Genomic DNA, 24,389 nt, shown 5'->3' on the forward strand with positions numbered 1-24,389 from the left:
TCAAGGCGCAGCCGCTCGGCGGCGTGCGGCGAGCGCTGGCGATGGTGGCCGCGGCCGGACTCCCGGCCGTCGTGTCGAGCGCGCTCGACACCTCAGTCGGCCTCTCGATGGGGGCGGCCCTCGCCGCCGCACTGCCCGACCTCGACTACGACTGCGGGCTCGGCACGGCGTCGCTCTTCACAGCCGACGTGACCGAGCCCCCGCTCGTCCCGGTGGCCGGCGTCCTGCAGGTCGGGCGCGTGCAGCCCGACCCGGAGCTGCTCGCTCGTCACGAGGCATCCGCGGATCGACGCGACTGGTGGCTCGACCGACTCGCGCGCTGTCACGCCCTGCTCGTGGAGGGCGCCGGCTGAAACCCGGTTCTGCGACGCTCCCGAATCAGCCTTCGGAGGGCGCGATCAGCAGCTGTGCGACCCGGGCGAGCTCTTCGTTCGTCGCTTGGCGCAGCTCGGCCTGATCGGCTCCCGCCATAACCGACCGCACGGCGGCGCCCTCCCAGACGGTGAGCAGCAGGCGCGCCGCGTCGAGGGGCGGCAGCCGGAAGGCGAAGGACTCGGCGCGCCCGATGTCGTCGATGATCTGCGCGACGCTGCGGAGCATCTCGTCGGTCTGCGCCAGATAGGCGGCGGCGAGTGCGGGCGTGCGGAGCGCGTGGATGCGGATCTCGCTCAGGAGCAGGACCCCCAGGCGATCGTCGGCCGACATGTCCAGCACCTGCTGCACGATCTGCAGTGCGTTGGAGGGTACGTCGGCGAAGGCACCGTCACGCTCGAGTTCGGCGACGCGATCCCGTACAGCGGCGACGCGGCCGAGTGACACTCGTCCCGCCAACTCGAGGAAGAGCTCGTCCTTCGTCTCGAAGTTCGAGTAGAAGGCGCCGCGGGTGAAGCCTGCACGCTCGCAGACCGCTTCGACGGATGCCGCGTCGAGCCCCACTTCGGCGAAGACCTGGGCAGCGGCATCCAGCAGCTTCTGGCGCGTCGCCTCGCGGCGAGGCGACGTGACGCTCGTGTCGCTCAAGAGATCCTCCTTCGCCAGTCTCACACGCACTACTCAGTTTCAGGGCGCCGACCCGCTTTACGATACACTCATGTATCCGATACAGCGCTGTATCGACAGATCGTGAAATCGTCCGGAACGCGGAGGCGCTGTGTCCACCCTGTTGTATGCCCTCGGTCGCTGGTCCTACCGTCACCCGTGGCGGGTGCTGGTCGCATGGGTGCTGCTCCTCGGCCTCGCCGGTGGCGGGGCGGTCGCTTTCATGAAGGGCACCGACAACTCGTTCTCGATCCCCGGCACCGAGGCGCAGGAGGGCATACAGCTGCTCGACCGCAGCTTCCCCCAGGCGAGCGGCACGAGCGCCCAGCTGGTGATCGTCGCCGCCGACGGCGACACGGTCGCCGAGGCGCCCTACGACGGTGACATAGACGACACCGTCACGGCGCTGGAGGACATCGACGGCGTCATCGCGGTCACCGATCCCTTCAACGAGATGGTCACCGGGATGGTCTCCGACGACGAGTCGGCCGCGATCATCCGCCTCCAGTTCGATGGGCAGTCCACCGATGTCTCCGACGAGACGAAGGATGCGCTCACGCTGGTCGCCGACGATCTGCGCGACACGCTGCCCGAAGGCTCGCAGGTGGCGATGGGGGGCGACTTGTTCTCGACGTCCGTCCCGGCGCTCTCTCTCATCGAGGCCGTCGGCGTGCTCATTGCGCTGTTCGTGCTCATCGTCACCTTCCGCTCCTTCGCGGTCGCGTGGTTCCCGCTGATCTCCGCGATCATCGGCGTCGGGCTCGCGATCGCGCTCATCTACGTCTCCACGGCGTTCGCGTCGATCTCTTCGACCACCCCCATGCTCGCGATCATGCTCGGCCTCGCCGTCGGCATCGACTACGCGCTGTTCATCGTCGCGCGACATCAGGATCAGGTGCGCACCGGCGTCGAGCCGGAGGAGTCCGCCGCCCGCGCCACCGGCACCGCGGGCTCCGCGGTCGTGTTCGCCGGCGCCACCGTGCTCATCGCCCTCATCGGCCTGGGCTTCGCCGGCATCCCGTTCCTCACCACGATGGGCATCGCCGCGGCCGTGGCGGTCGCCATCGCCGTGGTCGTCGCCCTGACGCTCACGCCCGCGCTCCTCGGTTTCGCGAAGGGTCGCGTCGCGGGCTGGGGCCACGGCAAGTCTCGTGCGGGCGTCGCGCTGCCCGCGCGGCGCCGCTCGTCGAGCGCGGATGCCGACGCGGCGTCAGTAGAGGCGGGTGAAGAGGCCGTCGCCGAGGAACCCGACGCCGTTGCGCCCGTCGGCGCCGTGCCCGTCGGCGCCGCGCCGAAGAAGACCAACCGCTGGGTGATGCTCGTGACCAAGCATCCGGTGATCACCACTGTCGCGGTGATCGTGACGCTGGGTGTGATGGCGATCCCCGCCGCGAGCCTCGCGCTCGCGCTCCCCAACGCGGGTCAGCAGCCCCAGACGAGCCAGGCGCGTCAGGCGTACGACCTCACCGCCGAGCACTTCGGCGCGGGATCGAACGGACCCCTCATCATGACGGGCACCATCGTCACCTCGACCGATCCGCTCGGGCTGATGGCCGACCTCGCCGAGGAGATCGAGCAGGTGCCGGGTGTGAAGTCGATCGCCCTCTCAACCCCCAACGAGACGGCCGACACCGGGCTCATCCAGATCGTGCCCGAGACGGGTCCCGACGACCCGGCGACAGCAGAGCTCGTGCGCGAGCTGCGCGCGCTCGCGCCCGAGCTGGAGGAGGAGTACGGCGTGGACTTGAAGGTGACCGGCTTCACCGCCGTCGGCATCGACATCTCCGACCGCCTGGGTGCCGCGCTGCTGCCGTTCGGCATCTTCGTCGTCGGCCTTTCGCTGGTGCTCCTGATGATCGTGTTCCGGTCGATCTGGGTGCCGGTCAAGGCCGCGCTCGGCTATCTTCTCTCGGTGCTCGCCGCCTTCGGCGTCGTCGCTGCCGTCTTCGAGTGGGGCTGGGGCGCCGAACTTCTGCACGTCGATCGGACGGGCCCGGTGATCAGCTTCATGCCGATCATCCTCATGGGAGTGCTCTTCGGTCTCGCGATGGACTACGAGGTGTTCCTCGTCAGCCGCATGCGCGAGGACTACGTGCACGCGCGCAGGACCGCGTCCGGGCACGCCACCCGCAGCGATCGCGACATCGCACTCGGGGCCGTGCGCTCGGGCTTCTCGGCCTCCGCGCGCGTGGTGACGGCGGCGGCGGTCATCATGTTCGCCGTGTTCGCGGCCTTCGTGCCCGAGGGCGACTCGTCGATCAAGCCGATCGCCCTGGGTCTCGCCGTCGGCATCGCGGTCGACGCGTTCCTCGTGCGGATGACCCTCGTGCCGGCCGTCATGGCCCTGCTCGGCGATAAGGCATGGTGGATGCCGCGCTGGCTCGAGCGCATCCTCCCCCACTTCGACATCGAGGGCGAGGCCGTCGAACGAGAGCTCTCGCTCGCGGAGTGGCCCGAACCGCACACGACCGCCGCGGTCGTCGCGGAGGACCTCGCCGTGCGCGCCGAAGGGGTTGAGGACTCCGTCGCACTGTTCGACGGCGCGACGTTCCGGGTCGAGCCGGGCGGCACGCTCATCGCGACGGGCGACCCCCGTGCAGCCCGGGCGTTCGGGCTCGCGGTCGCCGGCCGAATCTCGCCGAACGACGGGCGCCTGCGCGTCGCCGGCCACCTGCTCCCCGAGCGGGCGGCCTGGGTGCGCGCCCACGTCGGCGTCGCGATCCTCGGCGGCTCCGACGACCCCGTGCGTGAGCTGCGCCGTGCGCTGAGCGGCCGCACCACCCTCGTGGTGATCGACGGCCTCGACACGCTCGACCCCGCCGACCGCGATCAGGCGGCAGCACTGCTGCGGGATGCCGAGGCCGCAGCACGAGCGCGGCCGGGCGCGGCATCCGCTCGCCTCACCCTCGTCGCGACCGCGAAGGCCGACGGCCCCGCGCTCGCCGTCCTGGCCGATGCACGCCGCTCCGACGTCAGCTCGCTGGCGCTGCGCACCGGCACTGCCCCTGCTTCCCCTTCCATCGCCGAGGTGACCGCATGACCCTCCACATCGAACGCGCGCGCTCGCGCCGGCCCGTCACGTGGCTGACGCTGATCGGCGTCCTGCTGCTGCCCGTCGTGATCGGGGGCGTGCTCGTCGCGGCGCTGTACAACCCCGTCGAACGACTCGACGGCCTGCAGGCTGCCATCGTGAACGAGGACGAACCCGTCACGATCGACGACCAGATCGTCCCCCTCGGTCGTCAGCTGACCGCCGGGCTCGTCGAAGGCTCCGAAGACCAGCCCAGCAACCTGACGTGGACGATCTCGAACGCGGATGACGCCGCCGAAGGCCTCGCCGACGGCACGTACGCGGCCGTCGTGACCATCCCCGAGAACTTCTCGACGGCCGCGACATCGACCCAGCCCGGCGAGACGCCGGAGCGCGCGACCATCGAGGTGCAGACGCCGCCCGACAGCCTGATCGTCGACGACGCCATCACGGCGCAGGTGACGACGGCCGCGGCATCCCTCATGGGAGAGCAGCTCTCGCAGGTCTACCTCGAGAACGTCTTCCTCGGCTTCACGACGCTCGGCGACCAGCTCGGCGAGGCCGCCTCGGGGGCGGCTCAGTTGGCCGACGGCGCATCGCAGGCGGCGGACGGCGCGACCCAGCTCGCCGGCGGCATGCCGCAGCTCGCGTCGGGCGCCAGTGGCCTGTCGTCCGGAGCCGGCGACCTGCAGAACGGGCTCGGGCAGATCGCGGGCGGCATCGGGGGCGCGGCCGGCGGTGCGCGCGACCTGGGTGCGGGGGTGAACGCGGGTGCGTCCGAGCTCGAGCAGACCGGGCTCGTTCCGGACCAGCTCACGCAGGTCGCCAGCGGGGCCGAGACCGCGACGAACGCGGCGGCGGGCTACGCCACGACGACGTTCACCGACCTGCAGGCGCTCGCGGCGACCTGCGACCCCACCGTGAACCCGCCCGGGTTCTGCGACCGCCTCGTCGCGGCCACCACCTCCGCCGGCACCGCCGCCGCGGTCCTCAACGGCGACGGCACACAGCAGAACCCCGGCGCTGTGAGTCTGACGACGTACACGGCCGATGGGCTCGCGCAGTTCGACACGCAGGCGACAGCCGAGCTCGCGAGCCAGTTCCGTGAGGTCGGTGCCGGCGCCGTAAGACTCGGCTCGGGACTCGACCAGCTCGCCGCCGCCACCTCGCAGTCGGCCGACGGCGCGGGTCAGCTCTCGTCGGGCGCCGCCCAGCTCGCGGGCGGCATCGGCCAGGCCGGCGAGGGGGCGGACTCGCTCGCCGACGGCGTGTCACAGCTCGCCGAGGGGACCACGACGCTCGCAGACGGCCTGGAGGAGGCATCCACCGCCCTTCCGTCGTACTCGGATGCGGAGGCATCGAGCCTCGCGGAGGTCGTCTCCAACCCGGTCGAGGCCGACGGCGTCGGCACGTCTCTGTTCGGCGCGTCGGCGATCCCGCTGCTGTCCACCCTCGCGCTGTGGTTCGGCGGACTCGCGACGTTCGTCGCGCTGCAGGCCGTGTCGCGGCGAGCGCTCACCGCACGCGAGCCGTCGGTGCTGCTGGCGCTGCGCGGGTTCGCTCCCGCGGCGGCGCTCGGGGCCGCCCAGGGCCTCCTGGTTGCCGGCGTCGTACAGCTCGCCGCGTCGTACGAGTGGAGCCAGTGGTGGGTGTTCGCCGGCGTGAGCGTCGTCGCGGGCATCGCCTTCGCGGCGGTCAACCAGGCGCTCGTCGCCGTCTTCGGCGGCGCCGGCCGCTGGATCTCGGCGCTCATCGGGGTGCTCGCCGTCGCGACCGGCGTCGTCTCCACCGTGCCGGGCGTGCTGGCGGACCTCGCCGCGCTCATGCCGACCTCCCCCGCGTACCAGGGGATGGTCGCCGCGCTCACCGACGCAGGGGGCATCGGCGCGGCGTTCGCCGGGCTGATCGTCTGGGCGCTGCTCGCGTTCGGAGCGACGATCCTCGCCGTCGCCCGCCGCCGCACGACGTCTGCCCGCGCCATCCTCGACGCCGCCCCGGTCACGGCGTAGGGCGCACGCCGGCCGCCCCGGCCCCGCGCTCTGGGGGCCGGGCCGGTGCTCGCGCTGTGCGTGGTCCGGCTCTGCGGGCCGGGCCGGTGCTCGCGCTGTGCGTGGTCGGGCCGGTGCTTGCGCTGTGCGTGGTCGGGCGCTGCGGGCCGGGCCCGCTTGCGCGTCTCGCCCCGCCGCGTGGCCTCAGCTCACCGCACGCACCTTGCTCTCCTGTCACGAAACGCCGCCTGCACCGACACATCGCGACAGGTGAACCCGGGCGGGCGAACGTCGCACGGCCGGCCGGCGACCCGCTGCGCGGCCTCAGCTCACCTGTCACGAAACGCCGCCTGCACCGACACATCGCGACAGGTGAGCACCGCTCCGGGCGCCGCTCCAACACCAGCCGCGGTAAGGCGGGGCGGGGACGAACGCCCGGCGGGCGCGCGGCGCGCACCGCGGGCGCACAGCGGGCGCGGTCGGCGGGCGGCGGTCAGCCGAGTGCGGTCAGCCCAGCCACGATCAGCCCAGCCGCGATCAGCCCAGCCGCGTCGGCCCGCAGGCTCAGCTCAGGCCGGAGTAGGCGTGGAGGCCCTTGAAGAACATGTTCACGATCGTGAAGTTGAACAGCACCGCGGTGAAGCCGATGATCGACAGCCAGGCCGATCGGGCGCCGCGCCAGCCGCGCGTCGCGCGCGCGTGGATGTAGCCGGCGTACAGCACCCAGATCACGAAGGTCCAGACTTCCTTGGTGTCGAAGCCCCAGTACCGGCCCCACGCGTCGTTCGCCCAGATCGAGCCGGCGATGAGCGTGAACGTCCAGAAGATGAACCCGAGGATCGCGAAGCGGTATGCGAGCGACTCCAGCGCCTCCGAGCCCGGAAGGGTGGCGAGGAATCGCGGCCCCGTCTTGACGGGCTGAGCGGATGCCTCGGCCGACGCCGCGAGGAGTGCGCGTCGCTCGCGCCGGGCCTGCATGAGCTGCATCACCGACAGGCCGAAGGCGAGGGCGAAGAGCGCGGTCGACAGCGTCGCCACGAACACGTGGATGACGAGCCACACCGACTTGAGCGGGTCGGCGAGCGGCGTGATCTCGACGTAGAAGGCCAGTGTCGAGGCCCCCAGCAGCACGACGGTGAGTCCGGTGATGAACGAGCCGAGGAACCGCAGGTCGTAGCGGATCAGCACCGCGAGATACACCGCGACGATGAGCATGGTGCCGGTGAGCGCGAACTCGTACATGTTCGACCACGGCACGCGTCCCGCCGCGATGCCGCGCGTGACGTCACCCGCCACGTGGAACAGGAGGCCGAGCACCGTCAGCGACGTGCCGATGCGCGCCCACACGAACCGCTTCCGGCGCCCCAGCGGGGCGTTGAGGTTCTCCTCCGCCGCCTTCTCCTGCGCGCGCAGCTCGCCGATCGAGCCGCCGGTCGCGATGCCGCCTGCCGCGACCATTTCGCGTTCGCGCACCTGCAGCCGGGCGTCCTTGGCGTCGACCGCGTCCGCCCCGCGGCGCGCGAGGTCGACAGCGTACGCGATGAAGGCGAGCGCGTAGATCGCGATCGCGGTCCACACCAGCAGCACCGACACGGAGTCGAGCGTGAGAGCGGAGGATTCAGGCATTGTCTCAGTCTACTTTCGGGGACGTCGGGGACTGCAGGCCGTCGAAGTGGCGCTGAGCGAACTGCGCCACCGCGGCATCGAGCGTCGGGTCCTCGCCGCGGGCGAGTCCCGCATACTCGAGGTGGAGCGACTCGCCTCGCGGCGTCGCCTTCACCCACATGCGGCGGCGCGGCACGAAGAGCGCGGCGAGCAGGCCCGCGGTCGCGAGCACCGCGAACACCAGCACCCACGTGGCCGCGGCATCCCGGTGGATCGACAGCGACACGTACCGCTTCACCGACTCGTCGTAGCCCTGCGCACCCTCGGGCGCCTCGTTCTCGAACGTGATGCTGCCGAGGCCGTCGGGGAGATCGGCGGTCTCGCCGGGGGCGAGCTCGATCGGCTCGACGTCGGTGCCGCGTCCCGCGAGCTGCGTCATCTCGGACGGGTCGAGGGTGTACACGGAGCGGGGGGTGCCATCGTCGATGCCGAGGTCGCCCACCCACACGTTGAGCGACACCACCGGGTTGACCAGCGCGGGGTAGGCCGACGCGAACGCACCCGTGTGCAGGGGCGCCTGGGTCGGGTAGAAGAAGCCCTGCAGCGCCATCTGGTCGGGCAGTCCGTCGGTGATCTTCACGACGCCCAGCGAGGTCATGTTGGTGTCCTGCGGGAGGAACGGCACCGACTCCGAGAAGACGATCTCACCGTCGGCGTCGCGCACGGTGAGCGTCGGCGCATAGCCGTTGCCCATCAGGTAGATGCGGTCGCCGCCCATGTCGAGCGGGTGGTTGACCCGCACCTCGCCGGCGACCGGCTCCTCGCCCGCGTACTGCGTGGTGAGGTTCGCGACGAAGTCTCCGGCCTGACCCTGGCCCTGCGCGCCGAGCGGCTGGTACGTGACGTCGAAGCGGTCGAGGGTCAGCGCGTACGGCTCGAGGGCTTCCTCGTCCACGAACCGACCCGGGTTGAAGGACGTGTAGTCGAGCATCGTGTTCACGAAGGTGCGTCCCTCGAGGATCACGGTCTGGCCGGTGTAGGTGAAGCCGCCGCCGAACCCGACCGCGAGCAGCACGCCGACCAGCGAGGCGTGGAAGACGAGGTTCCCGGTCTCGCGCAGGTAGCCGCGCTCGGCCGACACCGACAGCGTCGCACCGGAGTCGTAGCGCTCGACGCGGTACCCGGCCTTCTTCAGCTGCTGCTGCGCGGCTTCGATCGCGGACGTCGCGGCGGCCGCGGCATCCGCCCTGGAATCGAACTCGACGGTCTCGGAGCGATGCGCGTCCAGACGCGCGAGGCGTGCGGGCGTGCGGGGCGGCTTGGCGCGGAGGGCCTTCCAGTGGTGCTTGGTCCGCGGGATGACGCAGCCGATCAGCGAGATGAACAGCAGGATGTAGATCGCGGAGAACCACGGCGACGAGTACACGTCGAACATGCTGAGGTTGTCGAGCACCGGCGCGAGATCGGGGTTGTCGGCGAAGTACTGGGTGACGCCGTTGGGGTCGGCGCTGCGCTGCGGCACGAGCGAGCCGGGGACCGCGGCGATCGCGAGCAGGAGCAGCAGCACGAGCGCGGTGCGCATCGACGTGAGCTGGCGCCAGCCCCAGCGCAGCCAGCCGACCACGCCGAGTGCGGGCTGCGTGACGTCGGACGCCTCGGCCTCGGCGTGATCCGACGGCCGCAGCGGGTCGACCGTCGCCGTGGTGGATTCAGAGCGGGAGCGGGACATCGGCGAACACCCCCTGCAGGCCGGCCATGAGCTGGGTCCACACACCGGTCACCATCAGCACGCCGAGCACGATCAGCAGAGCTCCTCCGATCAGGTTCACGACGCGGATGTGCCGGCGCATGAAGGTCACCGAGCGCGTCGCCCACCCGAAGCCGAGGGTGAGGAGGATGAACGGGATGCCGAGGCCCAGCGAGTACGCCAGCCCCAGGGTCGCCGCGCGCGCGGCGGAGCCCGAGTCGAACGCCATCGCGAGGATCACGGCGAGCGTGGGGCCGATGCACGGCGCCCAGCCGATGCCGAGCGCGATGCCGAGCAGCGGGGCGCCGATGAGCCCGAGGCTGCCGCGCACCTGCGGCCGCGCGATGCGCTGAGCGAGGCCGAAGACGCCGATGAACACGAGTCCCATAGCGATGACCACGACCCCGAGCACGCGGGTGATGAGGTCGGCGTACTCGATGAAGAACCGGCCCAGCGTGCCGCCGAGCGTCGCGACGCTCACGAACACGAGTGTGAAGCCCGCGATGAACAGCAGCACACCGAGGAGGAGCTTGCCGCGCGTCGGGGCCTCCGGCTCGACATGCTCGGCCGTTCCTGTCAAACGGTCGGGAGAAACCGCCGCATTCTCGCCGGAATCGCCCGCAGCACTCGAAATCTCCCGACCGTTCGACAGCGAAGGCCCGCGAGCCCCCGCCGGCCGCGCGCTCACCGCGCCGCCGATGAAGCCGAGGTAGCCGGGGACGAGTGGCAGCACGCACGGCGAGAGGAACGACAGCAGCCCGGCGAGGATCGCGATCGGCACGGCGATGAACAGCGATCCGCCGGCGACCAGGTCGGCCGGGGTCACGACTCCTCCAGCGCGTCGCGCACGAGCGTCTGCAGGATCGAGGCGCTCTCGAGCTGCCCGATGATGCGCGCGGCGACACGACCCTGCTTGTCGAGCACGAGGGTGGTGGGCGTGGCGTTGATCGGCGTCTTGTCGGCGAACGCGAGCTTGATCGCGCCGTCCTGCGCGGCCATGAGGCTCGGGTAGGTGACGCCGTACTGCTCGGCGAACGCGGTCGCGGTCTCGGGGGCGTCGCTGGTGTTGATGCCGATGAACGAGACGTCGTCACCTTCGAACGACGCGTTCACCTCCTCGAGCGCCTCCGCCTCGGCCCGGCACGGGCCGCACGCGGCGTACCAGAAGTTCACCACCACCACGTCGCCGGCCACGTCGTCGCTTCCGAGGTTCTCGCCGGTCTCGGTCGTGCCGTCGAACACGACGGGCTCGGTGCGCTCGCCCTCGGGGATCTCGACGATCTGGAACCCGTTGGCCGCGATGAAGCCCTTGTTGTCGCCGGCGCGGTACTGCTCCGCGAGCGGATCGTTCGCGCAGGCGGCGAGCCCCCCGATCAGTCCGAAGACGAGCAGAGCGGATGCCACGCCCCGCGCTCGCCGGATGCCCGAGCGCTCACGCGCCGATGCCTGTGACCCCATCACACCGCTCCCACATCGACCGAGCCCGATAGCGACGCCGGCTCGGCGTACGCGGTCTCGGACCATTTGCCGTTCGTCATCTCGAAGCTCGTCACGCTCGACAGCGCGCAGCGTCGCGCGCGGGGATCGTGACGCAGCGGCAGCGAGGCGACCGCGAGATGCGTGATCCAGATCGGGAGCTGATGCGACACGATCACGACGTCGCCGGAGTCCGCGGCATCCCACGCCTCCGTCATCGCCTGATTCATGCGGCCCACGACGTCCGCGTACGGCTCGCCCCAGCTGGGGAGGGCCGGCTTGCGCAGGTGGCGCCAGTTCCAGGGGTTGAGGAGCGCGCGCGCCATGCGCCGCCCCTCGAAGACGTTGGTGGGCTCGATCACGCGCTCGTCGATGCGCGGCTCGAGGCTGAAGAGCTCGGTGAACGGCTCCGCCGACTCCTGCGTGCGCTGCAGCGGCGAGCACACGAGCGCGGCGACCGGACGATCGAGCGACTGGATGTACTCCGCCGCCTGCCGGGCCATGCCGCGGCCGTCCACGCTGAGGCCGTATCCCGGCAGTCGCCCGTAGAGCACGCGGCGGGGGTTGTGGACCTCCCCATGGCGCACGAGATGAAGGCGATCAGCGGGCACCCGTCCAGTCTACGTGGGCGCGTTCTGTGGGGCGGCTGAGCGTCAGTCCCGACGGGAGGAGGTCGACGAGGCGAGCTCGCGGGCGTCCTCCCGCTGCGCAGCGGACCGCCGGTCGCGGGATGCCTCGACCAGGGCACGGGTGCGCACGAAGACGAACCACGCGCCCGCCACCGCGACCACCGCGATCACGACGTACTGCAGGACGTCGACGTACTGCTCGACCACGTGCCACGACTCGCCGAGCAGGTAGCCGGAGAGCACGAAGATCGTGTTCCAGATGAGGCTTCCGGCCGCGGTGAGCAGGCCGAACCTCCATAGCGGCATGCGGGTCACGCCCGCCGGAATGGAGATGAGACTGCGGAAGATCGGGATCATGCGACCGAAGAAGACGGCCTTGCCGCCGTGACGCTGGAACCATGCGACGGTGCGGTCGATGTCCTCCGGGTGGAGCAGCGGCACGCGACCAGCGATGCGGCGGAGCCGGTCCACCCCGAGCCAGGCGCCCAAGCCGTAGAGCAGGAACGCCCCGGCGATCGAGCCGCCGGTGGTCCAGGCGAGTGCCTCGAACAGCGTGAAGGAGCCCGTGCTCGCTGCGAGCCCCGCCATGGGCAGCACGACCTCGCTCGGCAGCGGCGGGAACAGGTTCTCGAGTGCGATGGCCACTCCGGCGCCGGCCGGGCCGATCACGTCCATCAGCGAGACGGACCAGTCCAGAAGTGCGGAGAGCCAGGAGGAGTCGGACGAGGTTTCGGTCATCGGGGGCTTCGCTCTCGGTGATCGGATGCCGCGGCGAGGCCGGGCGGGACTCCTCCACGCTAGGCGCCCCACGTGTGCTCTTCCTGGGTGCTGGCCCCCGGATCCCGCTTCCGGTCAGCCCGTCGGCACTCCCGCCGCGGCGATGAACGCGCCCAGGAACCACGACGCGACGACGAGCGGGGCGGCGGCGAGCGGCACCCAGAAGGCGAGCCTGCGGAGCACGAGCAGCAGGATCGTGACGACCGCGGCCGCGAGCAGGAACACCCACGGCAGGGCGACCGCGGTGATCAGCCCCGCGCCGATCAGCTCCGAGCTGCAGTCGCGGACGCCGCAGGGGTCGGACGCCATCGCGAGGAAGAAGCCGAAGAACGACATCACCGCGGCGAGCAGGGCGAGCAGCACCAGGAGGATCGACGAGACGACGATGTCCCACACGCGCACCGGCCGGCGGGTCCGTGCGGGGTAGGTGGTCACGGCGCCATCCTAGGGCCCACGTACACTGGTTCCTCGTGAGTGAACGCGTCCTCGTCAACCAGCTCCTCGGCCTCGCCGACGGCCCCGTCTCCGTCTCCGGATGGGTCGAGACCGTCCGCGATCAGAAGAAGGTGCAGTTCGTCATCCTCCGGGATGAGACCGGCGCGGTTCAGCTGGTGAATCCCGCCACCCGTCCCGCCGAGGACGGGTCGGAGCAGGATGCCGGGGCCCTCGCTCTCACCGACCTCATCTCGAACCTGTCCACGGGCACGTTCCTCACGGTGCACGGCGAGCTCAAGCACGACGAGCGCGTGAAGCTCGGCGGCGTCGAGATCAAGATCGGCACGCTGGACATCGCCGCCGCGGCCCTGCCCGAGACGCCCATCGCCGCGGACTCGGGTCTCGACAAGCGCATGGACTGGCGGTTCCTCGACCTGCGCCAACGTCGCAACAACCTCATCTTCCGCGTGCAGACGACCCTCGAGCACGCCATGCGCAGCTACTGGATCGAGCGCGACTACATCGAGGTCCACTCCCCCAAGCTCATGGCCTCGGCATCCGAGTCCAATGCCGAGCTGTTCGAGGTCCCGTACTTCGAGGACAAGACCGCGTACCTCGCGCAGTCGCCCCAGTTCTTCAAGCAGATGGCGCAGGTCGCCGGCTTCGGAAAGATCTTCGAGATCGCGCCCGCCTTCCGCGCCGACCCCTCGTTCACGAGCCGCCACGCCACCGAGTTCACGTCGATCGACGCGGAGATCAGCTGGATCGACTCGCACGAGGACGTCGCGAGGATGCAGGAGGAGCTCCTGCAGACCGCGTTCCAGGCCGTCACGGACAAGCACGGCGCCGAGATCGAGGAGCTCTTCGGGCTCGAGGTGCAGGTGCCTGCGATCCCGTTCCCCCGGATCCCGCTCGCCGAGGCGCTCGAGATCGTGAAGAGCCGAGGCTACGAGGTGCCGCGCACCGACGGCGACCTCGACCCCGAAGGCGAGCGCCAGATCTCGGCCTACGTCGAGGAGACCTACGGCCATCAGTTCGTCTTCATCACCGACTACCACCCCGAGATCCGCGCGTTCTACCACATGCGCAATGAGGAGACCGGGCTCACCAAGAGCTACGACCTCCTCTTCAAGGGCGTCGAGATCACGACGGGCGCGCAGCGTGAGCACCGCGTCGACGTGCTGATCGAGCAGGCGAAGGAGAAGGGCCTCGAGCCCGAGCACCTCGAGTTCTACCTCGACTTCTTCCGGTACGGCGCTCCTCCCCACGGCGGCTTCGGCATGGGTCTCGCCCGCGTCATGATGCTGCTGCTCGGTCAGGACTCCATTCGCGAGGTCACGTACCTGTTCAGAGGGCCCACGCGCCTCGCCCCCTGACCGCGATCCAGACGAAGCACCCTGACCCTCTTCCGCGGCCCGACGCACCTCGCGCGCTGACAGCACCCGTCGGCGCCCGATCACGTCGCCGGATCAGGGGATCCTGATGCCGCGGCTCAACCGCCGAGCGCGGCGCGCAGCCGGTCGGGCGAGACGCGCCAGTGGCCGTGCAGCTCGCCGTCGATGAGCACGACCGGGATCTTCTCCCACCACTGGGCGTAGAGGGCGGGATCGTCGGCGATCGACAGCTCGTCGACCTCGACGGAGTCCTCGGGCAGGTCGGCGAGGACCGTCTCGACGACCTCCCGCGCGACGTCGCACAGGTGGCAGTCGGGCTTGCTGATCAGCGTGAGTGTGGTCACGGCGTGCTCATGCCTCGACGGGATACCCGGCTGCGATCCACTCGTCGGTGCCGCCGTCGACATTCGTGGCGTCGTACCCGCGGGCGGCGAGGGCTTCGACAACACGCCCCGACCGGCCGCCGACCTTGCAGATGACCGCGAAGGCACCGTCGGGAAGCTCATCGAGGTGCTCGCCGATCGTCGACATCGGCAGGTTGACCGCGCCGGGCACTCTTCCCCCTTCGAACTCCCAGGTCTCGCGCACGTCGATGACGGGCGTGCCGGGGTTCTCGCGCAGCTGGTGGACGGTGATCGACTGCATGGGCGGCCTCTCGGGGTAGCGGGGTGTCGGGCGCATACACGAAGCGCCCATCCGGAGACAGGCGCTTGGTGTCGATGCCGCTTACTTCTTGTTGCGGCGCTGGTGGCGAGTCTTGCGAAGCAGCTTGCGGTGCTTCTTCTTCGCCATGCGCTTGCGGCGCTTCTTGATGACTGAACCCACGGAAAACCTCACAATGTCGGGGTCTGGGCGCGACGCGTGCGCGCCCGGGAACGGGCAGATGCGGAAAATGCCTCGGGACAGTCTAGCCGACGTCGGCGATGGGCCGTTGCAGAGCCTCGGTGACCGCCGATTCGGGAACCCTGTAGCTGCGACCGAAGCGCACCGCAGGCAGCTCGCCCGAATGGACGAGGCGATAGACCGTCATCTTCGAGACGCGCATGAGCTCGGCGACCTCGGCGACGGTCAGGAAGCGCACGTCGGGCAGTTCCGCCATGTCGACCCTTTCCCCAGAGAGTGATCGGGGTTTTCCCCAGTTCTGAGCACACTCTAGAGCGCCGGAGGGACGCGTGTAAACCTGTGTGACTCGTGGTGATGCTGTGATCTTGCCCAGTCATTTCTCGGGGCGCTGCCGGGCGCGACGCTCGCGCACCTCGCGCGCGACCTGCCGCTCGATCCGGCGGGCGTCACGCAGCGCCTTCTCGGCCTGTCGCACCGCCTTGCGAGCCTCGCGGAACTTCTTGTCGTCGGCGATGTCGGCGTCGTCGAGACCGCCCCACGGTGCGCGCTCGGCACGACGGCCCTTCTCCACTTCGGCGATGTACGCCGCGACGCCGTCGAGGCTGCGGTCGAGGTTGAAGCTGAACGGGTCGGACTCGTCGAGGAAGACGCCGGCATCGATCGCCGCACGGAGGTCGGGGTAGGCGTCGGCGGTGATTAGCTGACGGAAGAGGGCGTCCTCCGCGCGGGTGATGTCGACGTCGGCGACGCCTCGTTCGCGCTGCACTCGCGCGTAGCCTGCGAGGACCATCCCCGTCCATCGTGCGTGGCCGGTGACCAGCAGCATGACCGACAGGCGCTCCTCATGCGTGAGCGGGGTCTCGGCGAGGGCGTGGAGGCCGGCATCCATCCATGCCGCGCTGTTGGGGGTCGTGGGCGAGCCGGTGATGGGCACGTCGAGCACCCACGGGTGCTCGAGGTAGCGCTGGACCTGCTCGCGATACAGCGCCTGCATGCGATCCCGCCACGTACCTGCGGTGCGGCTCGCAGCGGACGGCAGCCCCGTCGCCTCCTCCTGCATGAGCAGCACGAGGTCGTCCTTCGCGGTGACGTAGCGATACAGCGACATCGGCGTGTAGCCCAGCCGCGCGGCGACCGCCGCCATCGACACGGCGGCGAGCCCATCGGCATCCGCGATCTCGACGGCCGCCTCGACGATGCGCTCGACGCTCATCTCGCGCTTGGGGCCCCGCTGCGGGTTCGCTGCGACACCCCAGGCGAGCGCGACTCCGCGCGGGAGCTCGGTCTCGGCGGCGTCCGTCATGCCGTCAGTCTAGGACTGTTTATAGCGTAAACAGTGTGTTAGCGTCATAAACAGTTTCGGCCATACACAGTGGAGGTGTCGCATGACCCCCGAGATCAGCACTCCCGCCATCGACGTCCGCGGCGCACGAAAGGCGTTCGGTGCGCAGGTCGTCCTCGATGGACTCGACCTCGTCGTCCGCCGCGGCGAGGTCTTTGCACTGCTCGGACCCAACGGGGCGGGCAAGACGACGACGATCAACGTCCTCACCACCCTCACTCGCCCCGACGCGGGCGCTGTGGCGGTCGCCGGCATCGACGTCGTCCGCGATGCCGACGGCGTGAAGCGACGCATCAGCCTGACCGGTCAGGCCACCGCCGTGGACGATGTGCTGACGGGCATCGAGAATGTCACGATGCTCGGCCGGCTGTCAGGACTCTCGCACCGCCGCGCGCGGCGCCGGGCCGCGGAGCTGCTCGAGCGCTTCGACCTCGCCGACGCGGCGAGCAAGCGCGTGGGCGCCTACTCCGGTGGCATGCGGCGTCGGCTCGACCTGGCGCTGAGCTTCGTCGTCACCCCCGAGGTGCTCTTCCTCGACGAGCCCACCACGGGGCTCGACACGCGCAGCCGGCGCGAGCTGTGGGACGTGATCCGCTCGCTCGCCGACGCGGGCACGACGGTGTTCCTGACCACCCAGTACCTGGAGGAGGCCGACCAGCTCGCCGACCGCATCGCCGTGCTGAATGGGGGCCGCATCGTCGCCACCGGCACCGCCGCCCAGCTGAAGGCGCGCGTCGGCGGCGACACCGTCGAACTGCACGACTCCCACGGCGCCCGGCTGCGCGAGGTGCCGACCGACGGCACCGTCTCTGGCCTGCGCCGCGCGCTGGACGTGCTCGACGAAGCCGGCGCCGAGGGTGTCGTGACGCTACGGCGCCCGAGCCTCGACGACGTGTTCCTCGCCCTCACCTCACCCGACACCCGCCACACGGCGTCCGCAGCGAAGGAGATCGCATGACCACCCTGACCCTCTCCCCCGAGTCGCCCGCCCTGCGGCCCCGCATCGGCGGACTCGTCGCCGAGAGCGTGTTCGTCGGCCGCAGTCTGCGTCACTCCCTGCGCGACGGCGAGTCGCTCCTGATGGCGATCATGCTCCCCGTACTGCTGATGCTGCTGTTCACCTACGTGTTCGGCGGCGCCATCGACCCCACCGGCGGCTACGTCGACTACGTCGTGCCCGGGATCATCCTGCTGTGCGCCGGGTTCGGAGCATCCAGCACCGCCGTCTATGTCGCGAGCGACATGAAAGCGGGCATCATCGACCGGTTCCGCACCATGCCCGTGCGGGCGAGCGCCGTGCTGACCGGCCACGTCGTGGCGAGCCTGCTGCGCAACCTCGTCGCGACCGGGCTCGTCGTGTGCGTCGCGCTGCTCGTCGGATTCCGTCCGACCGCCGATGCGTGGGGGTGGGTGGGCGCGCTCGGGATGATCGCGCTGTGGATCCTCGCGATCACCTACCTGTTCGCGGCCCTCGGCCTCGCGTCGAAGAGCCCCGAGGGCGCCAACGCCTACGGGTTCATCATCCTGTTCCTGCCGTACCTGTCGAGCGCGTTCGTGCCGGTGGACTCGATGCCGCAGTGGTTGCAGTGGATCGCCGAGAACCAGCCGGTGACGCCGATCATCGAGACCATCCGGGGGCTGCTCATGGGCACCCCGATGAACGGTCAGGCGTGGTGGGGAGTCGGCTGGTGCGTGGCGATCCTGTTCGTGTCGTTCGCGTGGGGCGCCTGGCTGTTCCGCCGCAAGGCAGGGCGCCGCTGAGGCCCCGCCACCTCCGCCGTCAGCGGCCGGGGAGCTTCTTGAACGCGTTCTCGATCGCGTACTTGGCGGATGCCGCGGCACGTCCCACCACGTCGGCGGCATGCGCCGCCGAATCGGGCAGCGTCGAACCGGCGTACTGCGGGGCGTCGTCGTCTCCCAGAAAGGGGAGCAGCCAGTCGTCGACCTCGTCGAGAGGCTCGGCCGACAGACTGTAGTATCGGTGCTGTCCTTCCTCTCGCACTGAGACGAGGTGCGCCTCGCGCAGCACCTTGAGGTGCTTCGACACGGTGGGCTGGCTCGCCCCGAGCTCGTGCACGATGTGCGACACGCTCGTCCCCCGTTCTCCGGCGGCGGCGCGGTCGAGCAGCAGTCGCAGGATGTCGCGACGTGTGCCGTCCGCGATCACGTCGAAGATATCCGCCATGTGCTCAGATTAGTCAAGAGCCCCGCGGAGTACCATGACGGGAGTCTCGGCGAAGGGGGCGACATGGCGACTGACCCGGCAGGGTCGATCGTGCGCCGCGTGCCATCGGCGCTGAAGGCCGCGTGGGACCGCCTGCGCAATCTCACGACATCGTCGCCCGCGCGGTTCGCCGTCCTCGTCTTCGCCTCGCTCGTGCTGCTGTTCACGGCGCTGCTGTCGCTTCCTGCGGCGAGCGCCGATGGCCGTCGGCTGCCCCTCGCCGACGCCCTGTTCACGGCCGTCTCGACGATCTGCGTGACGGGACTCACGACGGTCGACATCGCCACGACGTTCTCGCCACTCGGCAAGGTCATCATCTTCGTCGGCGTCAACATCGGAGGCATGGGCGTGCTCACGCTCGCCTCGATTCTCGGCCTGGTGATCTCGAAGCGGCTCGGCCTGCGCGCCAAGCTCATCGCGGCGAGCGACTCGAACCCGCTGCGCTCGCACGGCGGGCCGGTGAACGAGGGCCAGACGGTGAGGCTCGGCGAGGTCGGCACACTGCTGCGCACGGTCGCTCTCTCGACGCTCCTCATCGAGGCGCTCGTCGCGATCGCCCTCTACCCCTCGCTCGTATTCGCGGGGATCCGGCCCCTCGAAGCCCTGTGGGAAGCGCCGTTCTACGCGGCGATGGCCTTCACGAACACCGGCTTCACCCCGAACCCAGGCGGCCTCGTGCCGTTCGCCGACGACTACTTCCTGCTCACAGTGCTCATGGCCGGTGTGTTCCTCGGCAGCATCGGCTTCCCCGTCATCTACGCACTGTGGAAGCACTACTGGCACGTGCGCCGCTGGCCCCTGCACACGAAGCTCACGATCATCACCACGGTGCTGCTGTTCTTCGCCGGTGCGGCGGCGTTCCTCGCGCTCGAGTACGGCAACCCCAAGACGTTCGGCTCGATGGACGCGTGGGACACGACGTTCCAGGCGTTCTTCCTGTCGGCGATGACCCGCTCGGGCGGGTTCGCCGTAGTCGACATCGGCGACCTATATGGCTCGTCGCTCATCGTGGGCTGCATGCTGATGTTCGTCGGCGGCGGATCGGCGTCCACCGCCGGCGGCATCAAGGTCACGACGCTCGCCGTGCTCGCGCTCGCGGTGTGGTCCGAGGCCAAGGGCCGCCAGTCCGTCGAGGCGTTCGGGCGCCGCATCCCGAGCGACGTCCAGCGCGTCGCGCTCTCCGTCGTCGCCTGGGGCGCCACGATCGTCGCCCTGTCGACGATCACCATCGCCCAGATCAGCCAGGCTCCGGTCTCCGACGTCCTCTTCGACGTCATCTCCGGGTTCGCGACCGTCGGCCTGTCGACCGGACTCACCGCCGAGCTCACCGACCCTGCGGTGTACGTCATGGCCCTGACGATCTTCATGGGGCGGATTGGTACAGTGACACTCGCCGCGGCGGTGGCCGCGACATCCCGTTCGCAGCTCTACTCGCTGCCGGTGGAAAGGCCGATCGTTGGTTGAGCGCATCAGGAGCGACGCACCGGTTCTGGTGATCGGACTCGGGCGATTCGGCGCCGCCTGTGCCGGCGAGCTCGACAGGCTCGACCGCGAGGTGCTCGCGATCGACGAGAACCTCGAGCTGGTGCAGAAGTGGTCCGAGCGCGTCACGCACACCGTGCAGGCCGACGCGCGCAATATCGAGGCGCTCAAACAGATCGGCGCGCAGGACTTCCAGGTGGCCGTGGTCGCCGTCGGCTCGTCGATCGAGGCATCCGTTCTCATCACCGCCAGCCTCGTCGACTTGAAAGTCCCCCAGATCTGGGCCAAGGCGGTGTCGCAGTCGCACGGCAAGATCCTCGCCCGCGTCGGCGCGAACCACGTCATCTACCCCGAGCGCGAGGCCGGCGAGCGCGTCGCCCACCTCGTGAGCGGCCGCATGCTCGACTTCATCCGCTTCGACGACGACTTCGTGCTGGCCAAGATGTACCCGCCGAAGTTCATTCGCGGGGTGGGTCTCAACGAGTCGGGCGTGCGCACCAAGTACAACGTGACGGTCGTGGGCGTGAAGAGTCCCGGCAAGCCGTTCCGCTACGCGGAGGCGAACACCGTGGTGACCAACCACGACCTCATCATCGTGTCGGGCACGAACTCCGACATCGAGCGCTTCGCCGCACTCGACCGCTAGCCGATGTCGCAGGCCGGGAGAATACTCGGGTGATGATCGAGAGAGCTGAAGCGGATGCCGCGGCCCGCCGCTGGATCGCGCGATACGTCACCGCGTGGAACAGCAACGACGAGGCCGACATCCGCAGCCTGTTCACCGACGACGCGCGATACCGGTACGAACCGTGGAGCCCGCTCATCGAGGGGTCCGACGCGATCGTCGCTTCGTGGCTCGAGCGCCGCGACGACCCCGGCACGTTCACCTTCGAAGGCGACGTCGCAGGCATCGATGGGCGAACGTTCTTCTACAGCGGCGTGACGCGTTACGACTCCGGCACCGTCTACAGCAACCTCTGGGTCGTCGCGCTCGCCGACGGACTCGAGCGGGCCGAGTCCTTCACCGAGTGGTGGATGGACCAGGCCGAGAAGAGCGGCGACTAAGAGCCGGCGGCGAGTCTCGATACGCGACTGCGCCGCACTCGACAACCGGTTGGGAGGGGCGCCTACGCGCCCGCGGCCAGCTCCTTGGCGCGGGCCAGGGCGGCGTCGGTCGCCCGGGCGAACACGTCGTCGAGCCGGGCATCGTGCAGCACCGCCACCGCACGCTCGGTCGTGCCCTTCGGGCTCGTCACGCGGCGGCGCAGCTCGGCGGGCTCCTCGTCGGAGGCCTCGAGCAGCGCGGCGGCGCCGATGAACGTCTGCTCGGCCATGAGCCGGGCGTCCGCATCGGAGAAGCCCTTGCCGATCGCGGCCTTGGTGAACTCCTCGACCACCAGGAAGAAGTAGGCGGGCCCCGAGCCCGAGATGGTCGAGAGCGCGTCGATCTGCCCCTCCGGAACCTCCACGACGGTGCCGACCGTCTCGAACAACCGCCGGACGACCGCGACGGCGTCGGCCGCCGCGTGCGTTCCGGCCGCCAGCCCCGTCACCCCCCGCCCGACCAGCGACGGCGTGTTCGGCATCGCGCGCAGCACCGCCACGTCGTCGCCGAGCAGTGACTCGAACGTCGCGATCGGGACGCCCGCGACGAGGCTCACGACGATCGTGCCCGCGCGCAGGCTCGGGGCGATCTCTCGCAGCAGGTCGGGCACCATGGCGGGCTTGACGCCGATGAGCACGATGTCGGCAGCGGACGCAGCATCCGTGTTGCCCGTCGGCTGCGCCTCGAGCGCGATGCTGGTCACACCCGTGAGGCCCTCGAGCTCGGCAGCCTTGGCGGCCGAGCGATTCGTCGCGGTCACACCGCCCGCCGCGAGTCCCGAGCGCACGAGCCCGCGGAGGATCGCGCCGCCCATCGAGCCGGCGCCGAGGATCGCGATCGGAGGAAGGGCAGGGGTGTCGGTCATTGCGCCATCCTACGAGCGTGGGGCGCGGCATCCGCTTGGCTTCAGTCTTGACTTATATAAGTGCCTATGCAAATATGGCCTTGTGCACGCACTCGACGTCCTGGGAGACCCGGTGCGCCGCCGCCTGCTCGAGCTGCTGGCGGGCGGCGAACGCAGCGCGGGCGACCTCGGCGAGGTCGTGCAGCGCGAGTTCGGCATCTCGCAGCCGGCCGTGTCGCAGCACCTCCGGGTGCTGCGGGAATCGGGGTTCGCGACCGTGCGGCCCGACGGCACCCGTCGCCTCTACGCGATCGACCCTGCCCCGCTCGAAGCAGCGGACGGCTGGTTCGATCCGTTCCGCCGGATGTGGCAGCCGAAGCTCGATGCGCTCGGCACCGAGCTCGCGCGCGGGCGGCGGGCGCGACGCCAGACGGCGCATCTTCCCGCCGCCGACCGCGAGGCAGCCGGAGACGACGGCGACAGCAGCAGCAACGATGACGAGGAGAACTGACATGGTGGACGTCAACGCCCAGATCGGTGCGGTCGACCGCGCCCTGCGCACGACCGAGCTCGACGGCCAGGAGGCGCATGTCCAGTCGCTCGCGCAGACGTATCCGTCGCCGATCGACGACGTGTGGGATGCCGTCACCACCGGCGAGCGCATCGCGCGCTGGTTCGCGCCCGTCGAGGGCGATCTGCGCCTCGGCGGCCGGTACCAGGTGGTCGGCAACGCAGGCGGTGAGGTGCTCGCCTGCACTCCTCCGCACGACGGCGTCGCGTCGTACCGCGTCACCTGGGAGTACGGCGGCGGCATCTCGTGGCTCGAGATCGGCCTCACGAGCCTCGGCGACGACGGCACGCACGTGATGCTCACCCACACCGCGAAGACCGAGGGAATCCCGCCCGGCTTCTGGGAGATGTACGGCCCCGGCGCCACCGGGGTCGGCTGGGACATGGGTCTCCTCGGGCTGTCACTGCACCTCACAGGCGGCGAGCGCATCGCGCCGGACGAGGCCGAGGCATGGCAGGTGAGCGACGAGGGCAAGCGCTTCTCGCGCGCCGCCGCCGACGGCTGGGCCAGGGCGCACATCGCCGACGGCGGGGATGCGGATGCCGCGGCCACCGCTGCGACGAACACCTACCTCTTCTATACCGGGCAGACCGCCGACGAGACGCCGGAGGCCTGAGCCGCGGCGACCGCCGCGCACTGAACATGAAAGTCGGTTCACCCGTAGGTCGGGCGGGGCTATAGTCGAGTCAGCGGGGGCGGGGCGTCCCCGGTGCGACAGCGGAGGACCCGATCATGACCCTCTTCGACGGCATCACGCAGCGCGTCATCGAGACGCCGCGGCTGAACGTCAGCATCCTCGAGCGGGAGGGCGACAGCGATACCACGCCCGGCGACCGCACGGTCATCCTCATCCACGGCAACGTCTCGTCGTCGCTGTTCTGGCAGGAGCTCATGCAGGACCTGCCGAGCGATCTGCGGGTGATCGCGATCGACCTGCGCGGCTTCGGCGGCTCCGAGCACGCCCCGATCGACGCGACGCGCGGTGTGCGCGACTTCAGCGACGACGTGCATGCGACCCTCGAGGCCCTCGGCATCGGCCGCGCGCACTTCGTCGGCTGGTCCATGGGCGGCGGGGTGATCATGCAGTACGCGCTCGACCACGGCGCCCTCAGCCTCACGCTGGAGTCCCCCGTCTCACCGTTCGGCGTCGGGCCCACGCGCCGCGACGGTTCGCGGCTCACCGACGACGACGCGGGCTGCGGCGGGGGCGGGACCAACCCGGACTTCGTGCAGCGCATCATCGACCACGACGAGACGGACGAGGCTGCGACCTCGCCGCGCAGCGTGTTCCGCGCGAGCTATGTGGCGCCCGGATTCACCTCCGAGCACGAGGACGTGTGGGTGACGTCGATGCTGTCGACCTCGACCGCGACCGGCAACTACCCGGGCGACAGCACGACGAGCGAGAACTGGCCCGGGTTCGCACCCGGCACCATTGGCGTCCTCAACACGATGGCACCGAAGTACTTCGACGTGTCGGGCATCGTCGACCTCGCCGAGAAGCCTCCGATCCTGTGGGTGCACGGCCTCCTCGACGCGATCGTGTCCGACGCCTCGCTGTACGACTTCAACAACCTCGGCAAGCTCGGCATCGTGCCGGGGTGGCCGGGCGACGAGGTCGCACCCCCGCAGCCAATGGTGTCGCAGATGCGCGACGTGCTGGCTCGCTACTCGGATGCCGGCGGCGAGGTGACCGAGCTCGCCCTCGAGAACGTGGGCCACACCGCGCACCTCGAGCGTCCCGCCGAGTTCCGCCACGCGCTGCTGACCGTCATCGGCTACGTCGGACCGTCCGTCCACCCATCGCCGCCGACGGAGGCGATCATCATCCGCTCCTCCGACTGAGGCGTCGTCAACC

At 70.2% G+C, this 24,389-nt stretch carries 26 protein-coding genes and 1 pseudogene; 12 read left to right on the forward strand and 15 right to left on the reverse strand.

What is annotated here, in order from left to right:
* Positions 1–353, forward strand: a pseudogene (locus tag MK786_RS09890) (O-succinylbenzoate synthase); the annotation flags it as partial.
* A gap of 25 nt (positions 354–378) precedes the next feature.
* Here MK786_RS09890 and MK786_RS09895 read toward each other — a convergent pair.
* Complete coding sequence (locus MK786_RS09895; protein ID WP_241112070.1) at positions 379–1,020, reverse strand: TetR/AcrR family transcriptional regulator; 642 nt, start codon at positions 1,018–1,020, stop codon at positions 379–381.
* Positions 1,021–1,150: 130 nt separating this feature from the next.
* Between MK786_RS09895 and MK786_RS09900 the strand changes: the two genes are divergently transcribed.
* A complete protein-coding gene (locus MK786_RS09900) occupies positions 1,151–4,078 on the forward strand; it encodes an MMPL family transporter (RefSeq protein WP_241112071.1) in 2,928 nt (975 codons plus the stop codon).
* Positions 4,075–6,078 carry a YhgE/Pip family protein gene (locus tag MK786_RS09905; protein ID WP_241112072.1) on the forward strand — a complete coding sequence of 668 codons (2,004 nt, stop codon included), beginning with the start codon at positions 4,075–4,077 and terminating at the stop codon, positions 6,076–6,078. Before MK786_RS09900 ends, MK786_RS09905 begins: the two co-directional genes overlap by 4 nt.
* 543 nt (positions 6,079–6,621) lie before the next feature.
* On the opposite strand, the gene ccsB is transcribed toward MK786_RS09905, so the two are convergent.
* The 7 genes from ccsB to MK786_RS09940 form a co-directional block, all read right to left on the reverse strand.
* Entirely contained in the window at positions 6,622–7,683 is a 1,062-nt protein-coding gene (gene ccsB, locus MK786_RS09910) for a c-type cytochrome biogenesis protein CcsB (protein ID WP_241112073.1), read from the reverse strand.
* Positions 7,684–7,687: 4 nt separating this feature from the next.
* On the reverse strand, positions 7,688–9,391 hold the full coding sequence (locus tag MK786_RS09915; protein ID WP_241112074.1) for a cytochrome c biogenesis protein ResB: 1,704 nt from the start codon (positions 9,389–9,391) through the stop codon (positions 7,688–7,690).
* Complete coding sequence (locus MK786_RS09920) at positions 9,372–10,235, reverse strand: cytochrome c biogenesis protein CcdA (RefSeq protein ID WP_308220038.1); 864 nt, start codon at positions 10,233–10,235, stop codon at positions 9,372–9,374. Before MK786_RS09920 ends, MK786_RS09915 begins: the two co-directional genes overlap by 20 nt.
* Positions 10,232–10,867, reverse strand: coding sequence for a TlpA disulfide reductase family protein (locus MK786_RS09925; protein WP_241112075.1), 636 nt, complete (start codon positions 10,865–10,867; stop codon positions 10,232–10,234). The genes MK786_RS09920 and MK786_RS09925 overlap by 4 nt, the downstream gene beginning before the upstream one ends.
* Positions 10,867–11,496, reverse strand: a complete 630-nt coding sequence (locus MK786_RS09930) for a histidine phosphatase family protein (protein ID WP_241112076.1) — start codon at positions 11,494–11,496, stop codon at positions 10,867–10,869. The genes MK786_RS09925 and MK786_RS09930 overlap by 1 nt, the downstream gene beginning before the upstream one ends.
* Positions 11,497–11,538: 42 nt before the next feature.
* Positions 11,539–12,252, reverse strand: coding sequence for a DedA family protein (locus MK786_RS09935; protein WP_241112077.1), 714 nt, complete (start codon positions 12,250–12,252; stop codon positions 11,539–11,541).
* A gap of 114 nt (positions 12,253–12,366) precedes the next feature.
* Complete coding sequence (locus MK786_RS09940; protein WP_241112078.1) at positions 12,367–12,726, reverse strand: hypothetical protein; 360 nt, start codon at positions 12,724–12,726, stop codon at positions 12,367–12,369.
* A 35-nt stretch (positions 12,727–12,761) separates the two neighbouring features.
* On the opposite strand from MK786_RS09940, the gene aspS reads away from it, so the two are divergent.
* On the forward strand, positions 12,762–14,102 hold the full coding sequence (aspS, locus tag MK786_RS09945) for an aspartate--tRNA(Asn) ligase (protein ID WP_241112079.1): 1,341 nt from the start codon (positions 12,762–12,764) through the stop codon (positions 14,100–14,102).
* Positions 14,103–14,218: 116 nt separating this feature from the next.
* Here aspS and MK786_RS09950 read toward each other — a convergent pair whose 3' ends face one another.
* The 5 genes from MK786_RS09950 to MK786_RS09970 form a co-directional block, all read right to left on the reverse strand.
* On the reverse strand, positions 14,219–14,464 hold the full coding sequence (locus tag MK786_RS09950) for a glutaredoxin family protein (RefSeq protein ID WP_241112080.1): 246 nt from the start codon (positions 14,462–14,464) through the stop codon (positions 14,219–14,221).
* Positions 14,465–14,471: 7 nt separating this feature from the next.
* Positions 14,472–14,765 carry a rhodanese-like domain-containing protein gene (locus tag MK786_RS09955; RefSeq protein ID WP_241112081.1) on the reverse strand — a complete coding sequence of 98 codons (294 nt, stop codon included), beginning with the start codon at positions 14,763–14,765 and terminating at the stop codon, positions 14,472–14,474.
* Positions 14,766–14,846: 81 nt separating this feature from the next.
* Positions 14,847–14,945, reverse strand: coding sequence for a 30S ribosomal protein bS22 (locus tag MK786_RS09960; RefSeq protein WP_003792170.1), 99 nt, complete (start codon positions 14,943–14,945; stop codon positions 14,847–14,849).
* An 82-nt stretch (positions 14,946–15,027) separates the two neighbouring features.
* Positions 15,028–15,219 (reverse strand): helix-turn-helix domain-containing protein, encoded by a 192-nt coding sequence (locus tag MK786_RS09965; RefSeq protein ID WP_019182077.1) that lies wholly within the window; start codon positions 15,217–15,219, stop codon positions 15,028–15,030.
* A gap of 117 nt (positions 15,220–15,336) precedes the next feature.
* Positions 15,337–16,266, reverse strand: a complete 930-nt coding sequence (locus MK786_RS09970) for a TetR/AcrR family transcriptional regulator (protein ID WP_241112082.1) — start codon at positions 16,264–16,266, stop codon at positions 15,337–15,339.
* 82 nt (positions 16,267–16,348) lie between these two features.
* Between MK786_RS09970 and MK786_RS09975 the strand changes: the two genes are divergently transcribed.
* A complete protein-coding gene (locus MK786_RS09975; RefSeq protein ID WP_241112083.1) occupies positions 16,349–17,263 on the forward strand; it encodes an ATP-binding cassette domain-containing protein in 915 nt (304 codons plus the stop codon).
* Positions 17,260–18,066, forward strand: coding sequence for an ABC transporter permease (locus MK786_RS09980; protein WP_241112084.1), 807 nt, complete (start codon positions 17,260–17,262; stop codon positions 18,064–18,066). The genes MK786_RS09975 and MK786_RS09980 overlap by 4 nt, the downstream gene beginning before the upstream one ends.
* A gap of 19 nt (positions 18,067–18,085) precedes the next feature.
* Here MK786_RS09980 and MK786_RS09985 read toward each other — a convergent pair whose 3' ends face one another.
* Positions 18,086–18,490 (reverse strand): metalloregulator ArsR/SmtB family transcription factor, encoded by a 405-nt coding sequence (locus tag MK786_RS09985; RefSeq protein ID WP_241112085.1) that lies wholly within the window; start codon positions 18,488–18,490, stop codon positions 18,086–18,088.
* 63 nt (positions 18,491–18,553) lie between these two features.
* Between MK786_RS09985 and MK786_RS09990 the strand changes: the two genes are divergently transcribed.
* From MK786_RS09990 to MK786_RS10000, 3 genes are read left to right on the forward strand one after another with little or no spacing between them, the layout of a single operon-like run.
* On the forward strand, positions 18,554–19,993 hold the full coding sequence (locus MK786_RS09990) for a TrkH family potassium uptake protein (RefSeq protein WP_241112086.1): 1,440 nt from the start codon (positions 18,554–18,556) through the stop codon (positions 19,991–19,993).
* Positions 19,986–20,657 carry a TrkA family potassium uptake protein gene (locus MK786_RS09995; protein WP_241112087.1) on the forward strand — a complete coding sequence of 224 codons (672 nt, stop codon included), beginning with the start codon at positions 19,986–19,988 and terminating at the stop codon, positions 20,655–20,657. The genes MK786_RS09990 and MK786_RS09995 overlap by 8 nt, the downstream gene beginning before the upstream one ends.
* Positions 20,658–20,689: 32 nt before the next feature.
* Positions 20,690–21,076: a nuclear transport factor 2 family protein gene (locus tag MK786_RS10000; protein WP_241112088.1), complete on the forward strand. Its 387-nt coding sequence runs from the start codon at positions 20,690–20,692 to the stop codon at positions 21,074–21,076.
* 62 nt (positions 21,077–21,138) lie between these two features.
* On the opposite strand, the gene proC is transcribed toward MK786_RS10000, so the two are convergent.
* Entirely contained in the window at positions 21,139–21,981 is an 843-nt protein-coding gene (proC, locus tag MK786_RS10005; protein ID WP_241112089.1) for a pyrroline-5-carboxylate reductase, read from the reverse strand.
* Positions 21,982–22,063: 82 nt separating this feature from the next.
* On the opposite strand from proC, the gene MK786_RS10010 reads away from it, so the two are divergent.
* The 3 genes from MK786_RS10010 (at position 22,064) to MK786_RS10020 (ending at position 24,376) form a co-directional block, all read left to right on the forward strand.
* A complete protein-coding gene (locus MK786_RS10010) occupies positions 22,064–22,471 on the forward strand; it encodes a helix-turn-helix transcriptional regulator (RefSeq protein WP_241112090.1) in 408 nt (135 codons plus the stop codon).
* Between the two features lies 1 nt (position 22,472).
* Positions 22,473–23,147, forward strand: coding sequence for an SRPBCC family protein (locus MK786_RS10015; protein ID WP_241112091.1), 675 nt, complete (start codon positions 22,473–22,475; stop codon positions 23,145–23,147).
* A 116-nt stretch (positions 23,148–23,263) separates the two neighbouring features.
* Complete coding sequence (locus tag MK786_RS10020; RefSeq protein ID WP_241112092.1) at positions 23,264–24,376, forward strand: alpha/beta hydrolase; 1,113 nt, start codon at positions 23,264–23,266, stop codon at positions 24,374–24,376.
* The last annotated feature ends 13 nt before the right edge of the window (positions 24,377–24,389 follow it).

The organism is Microbacterium sp. CFH 31415, assembly GCF_022538185.1.
Taxonomy (GTDB): domain Bacteria; phylum Actinomycetota; class Actinomycetes; order Actinomycetales; family Microbacteriaceae; genus Microbacterium.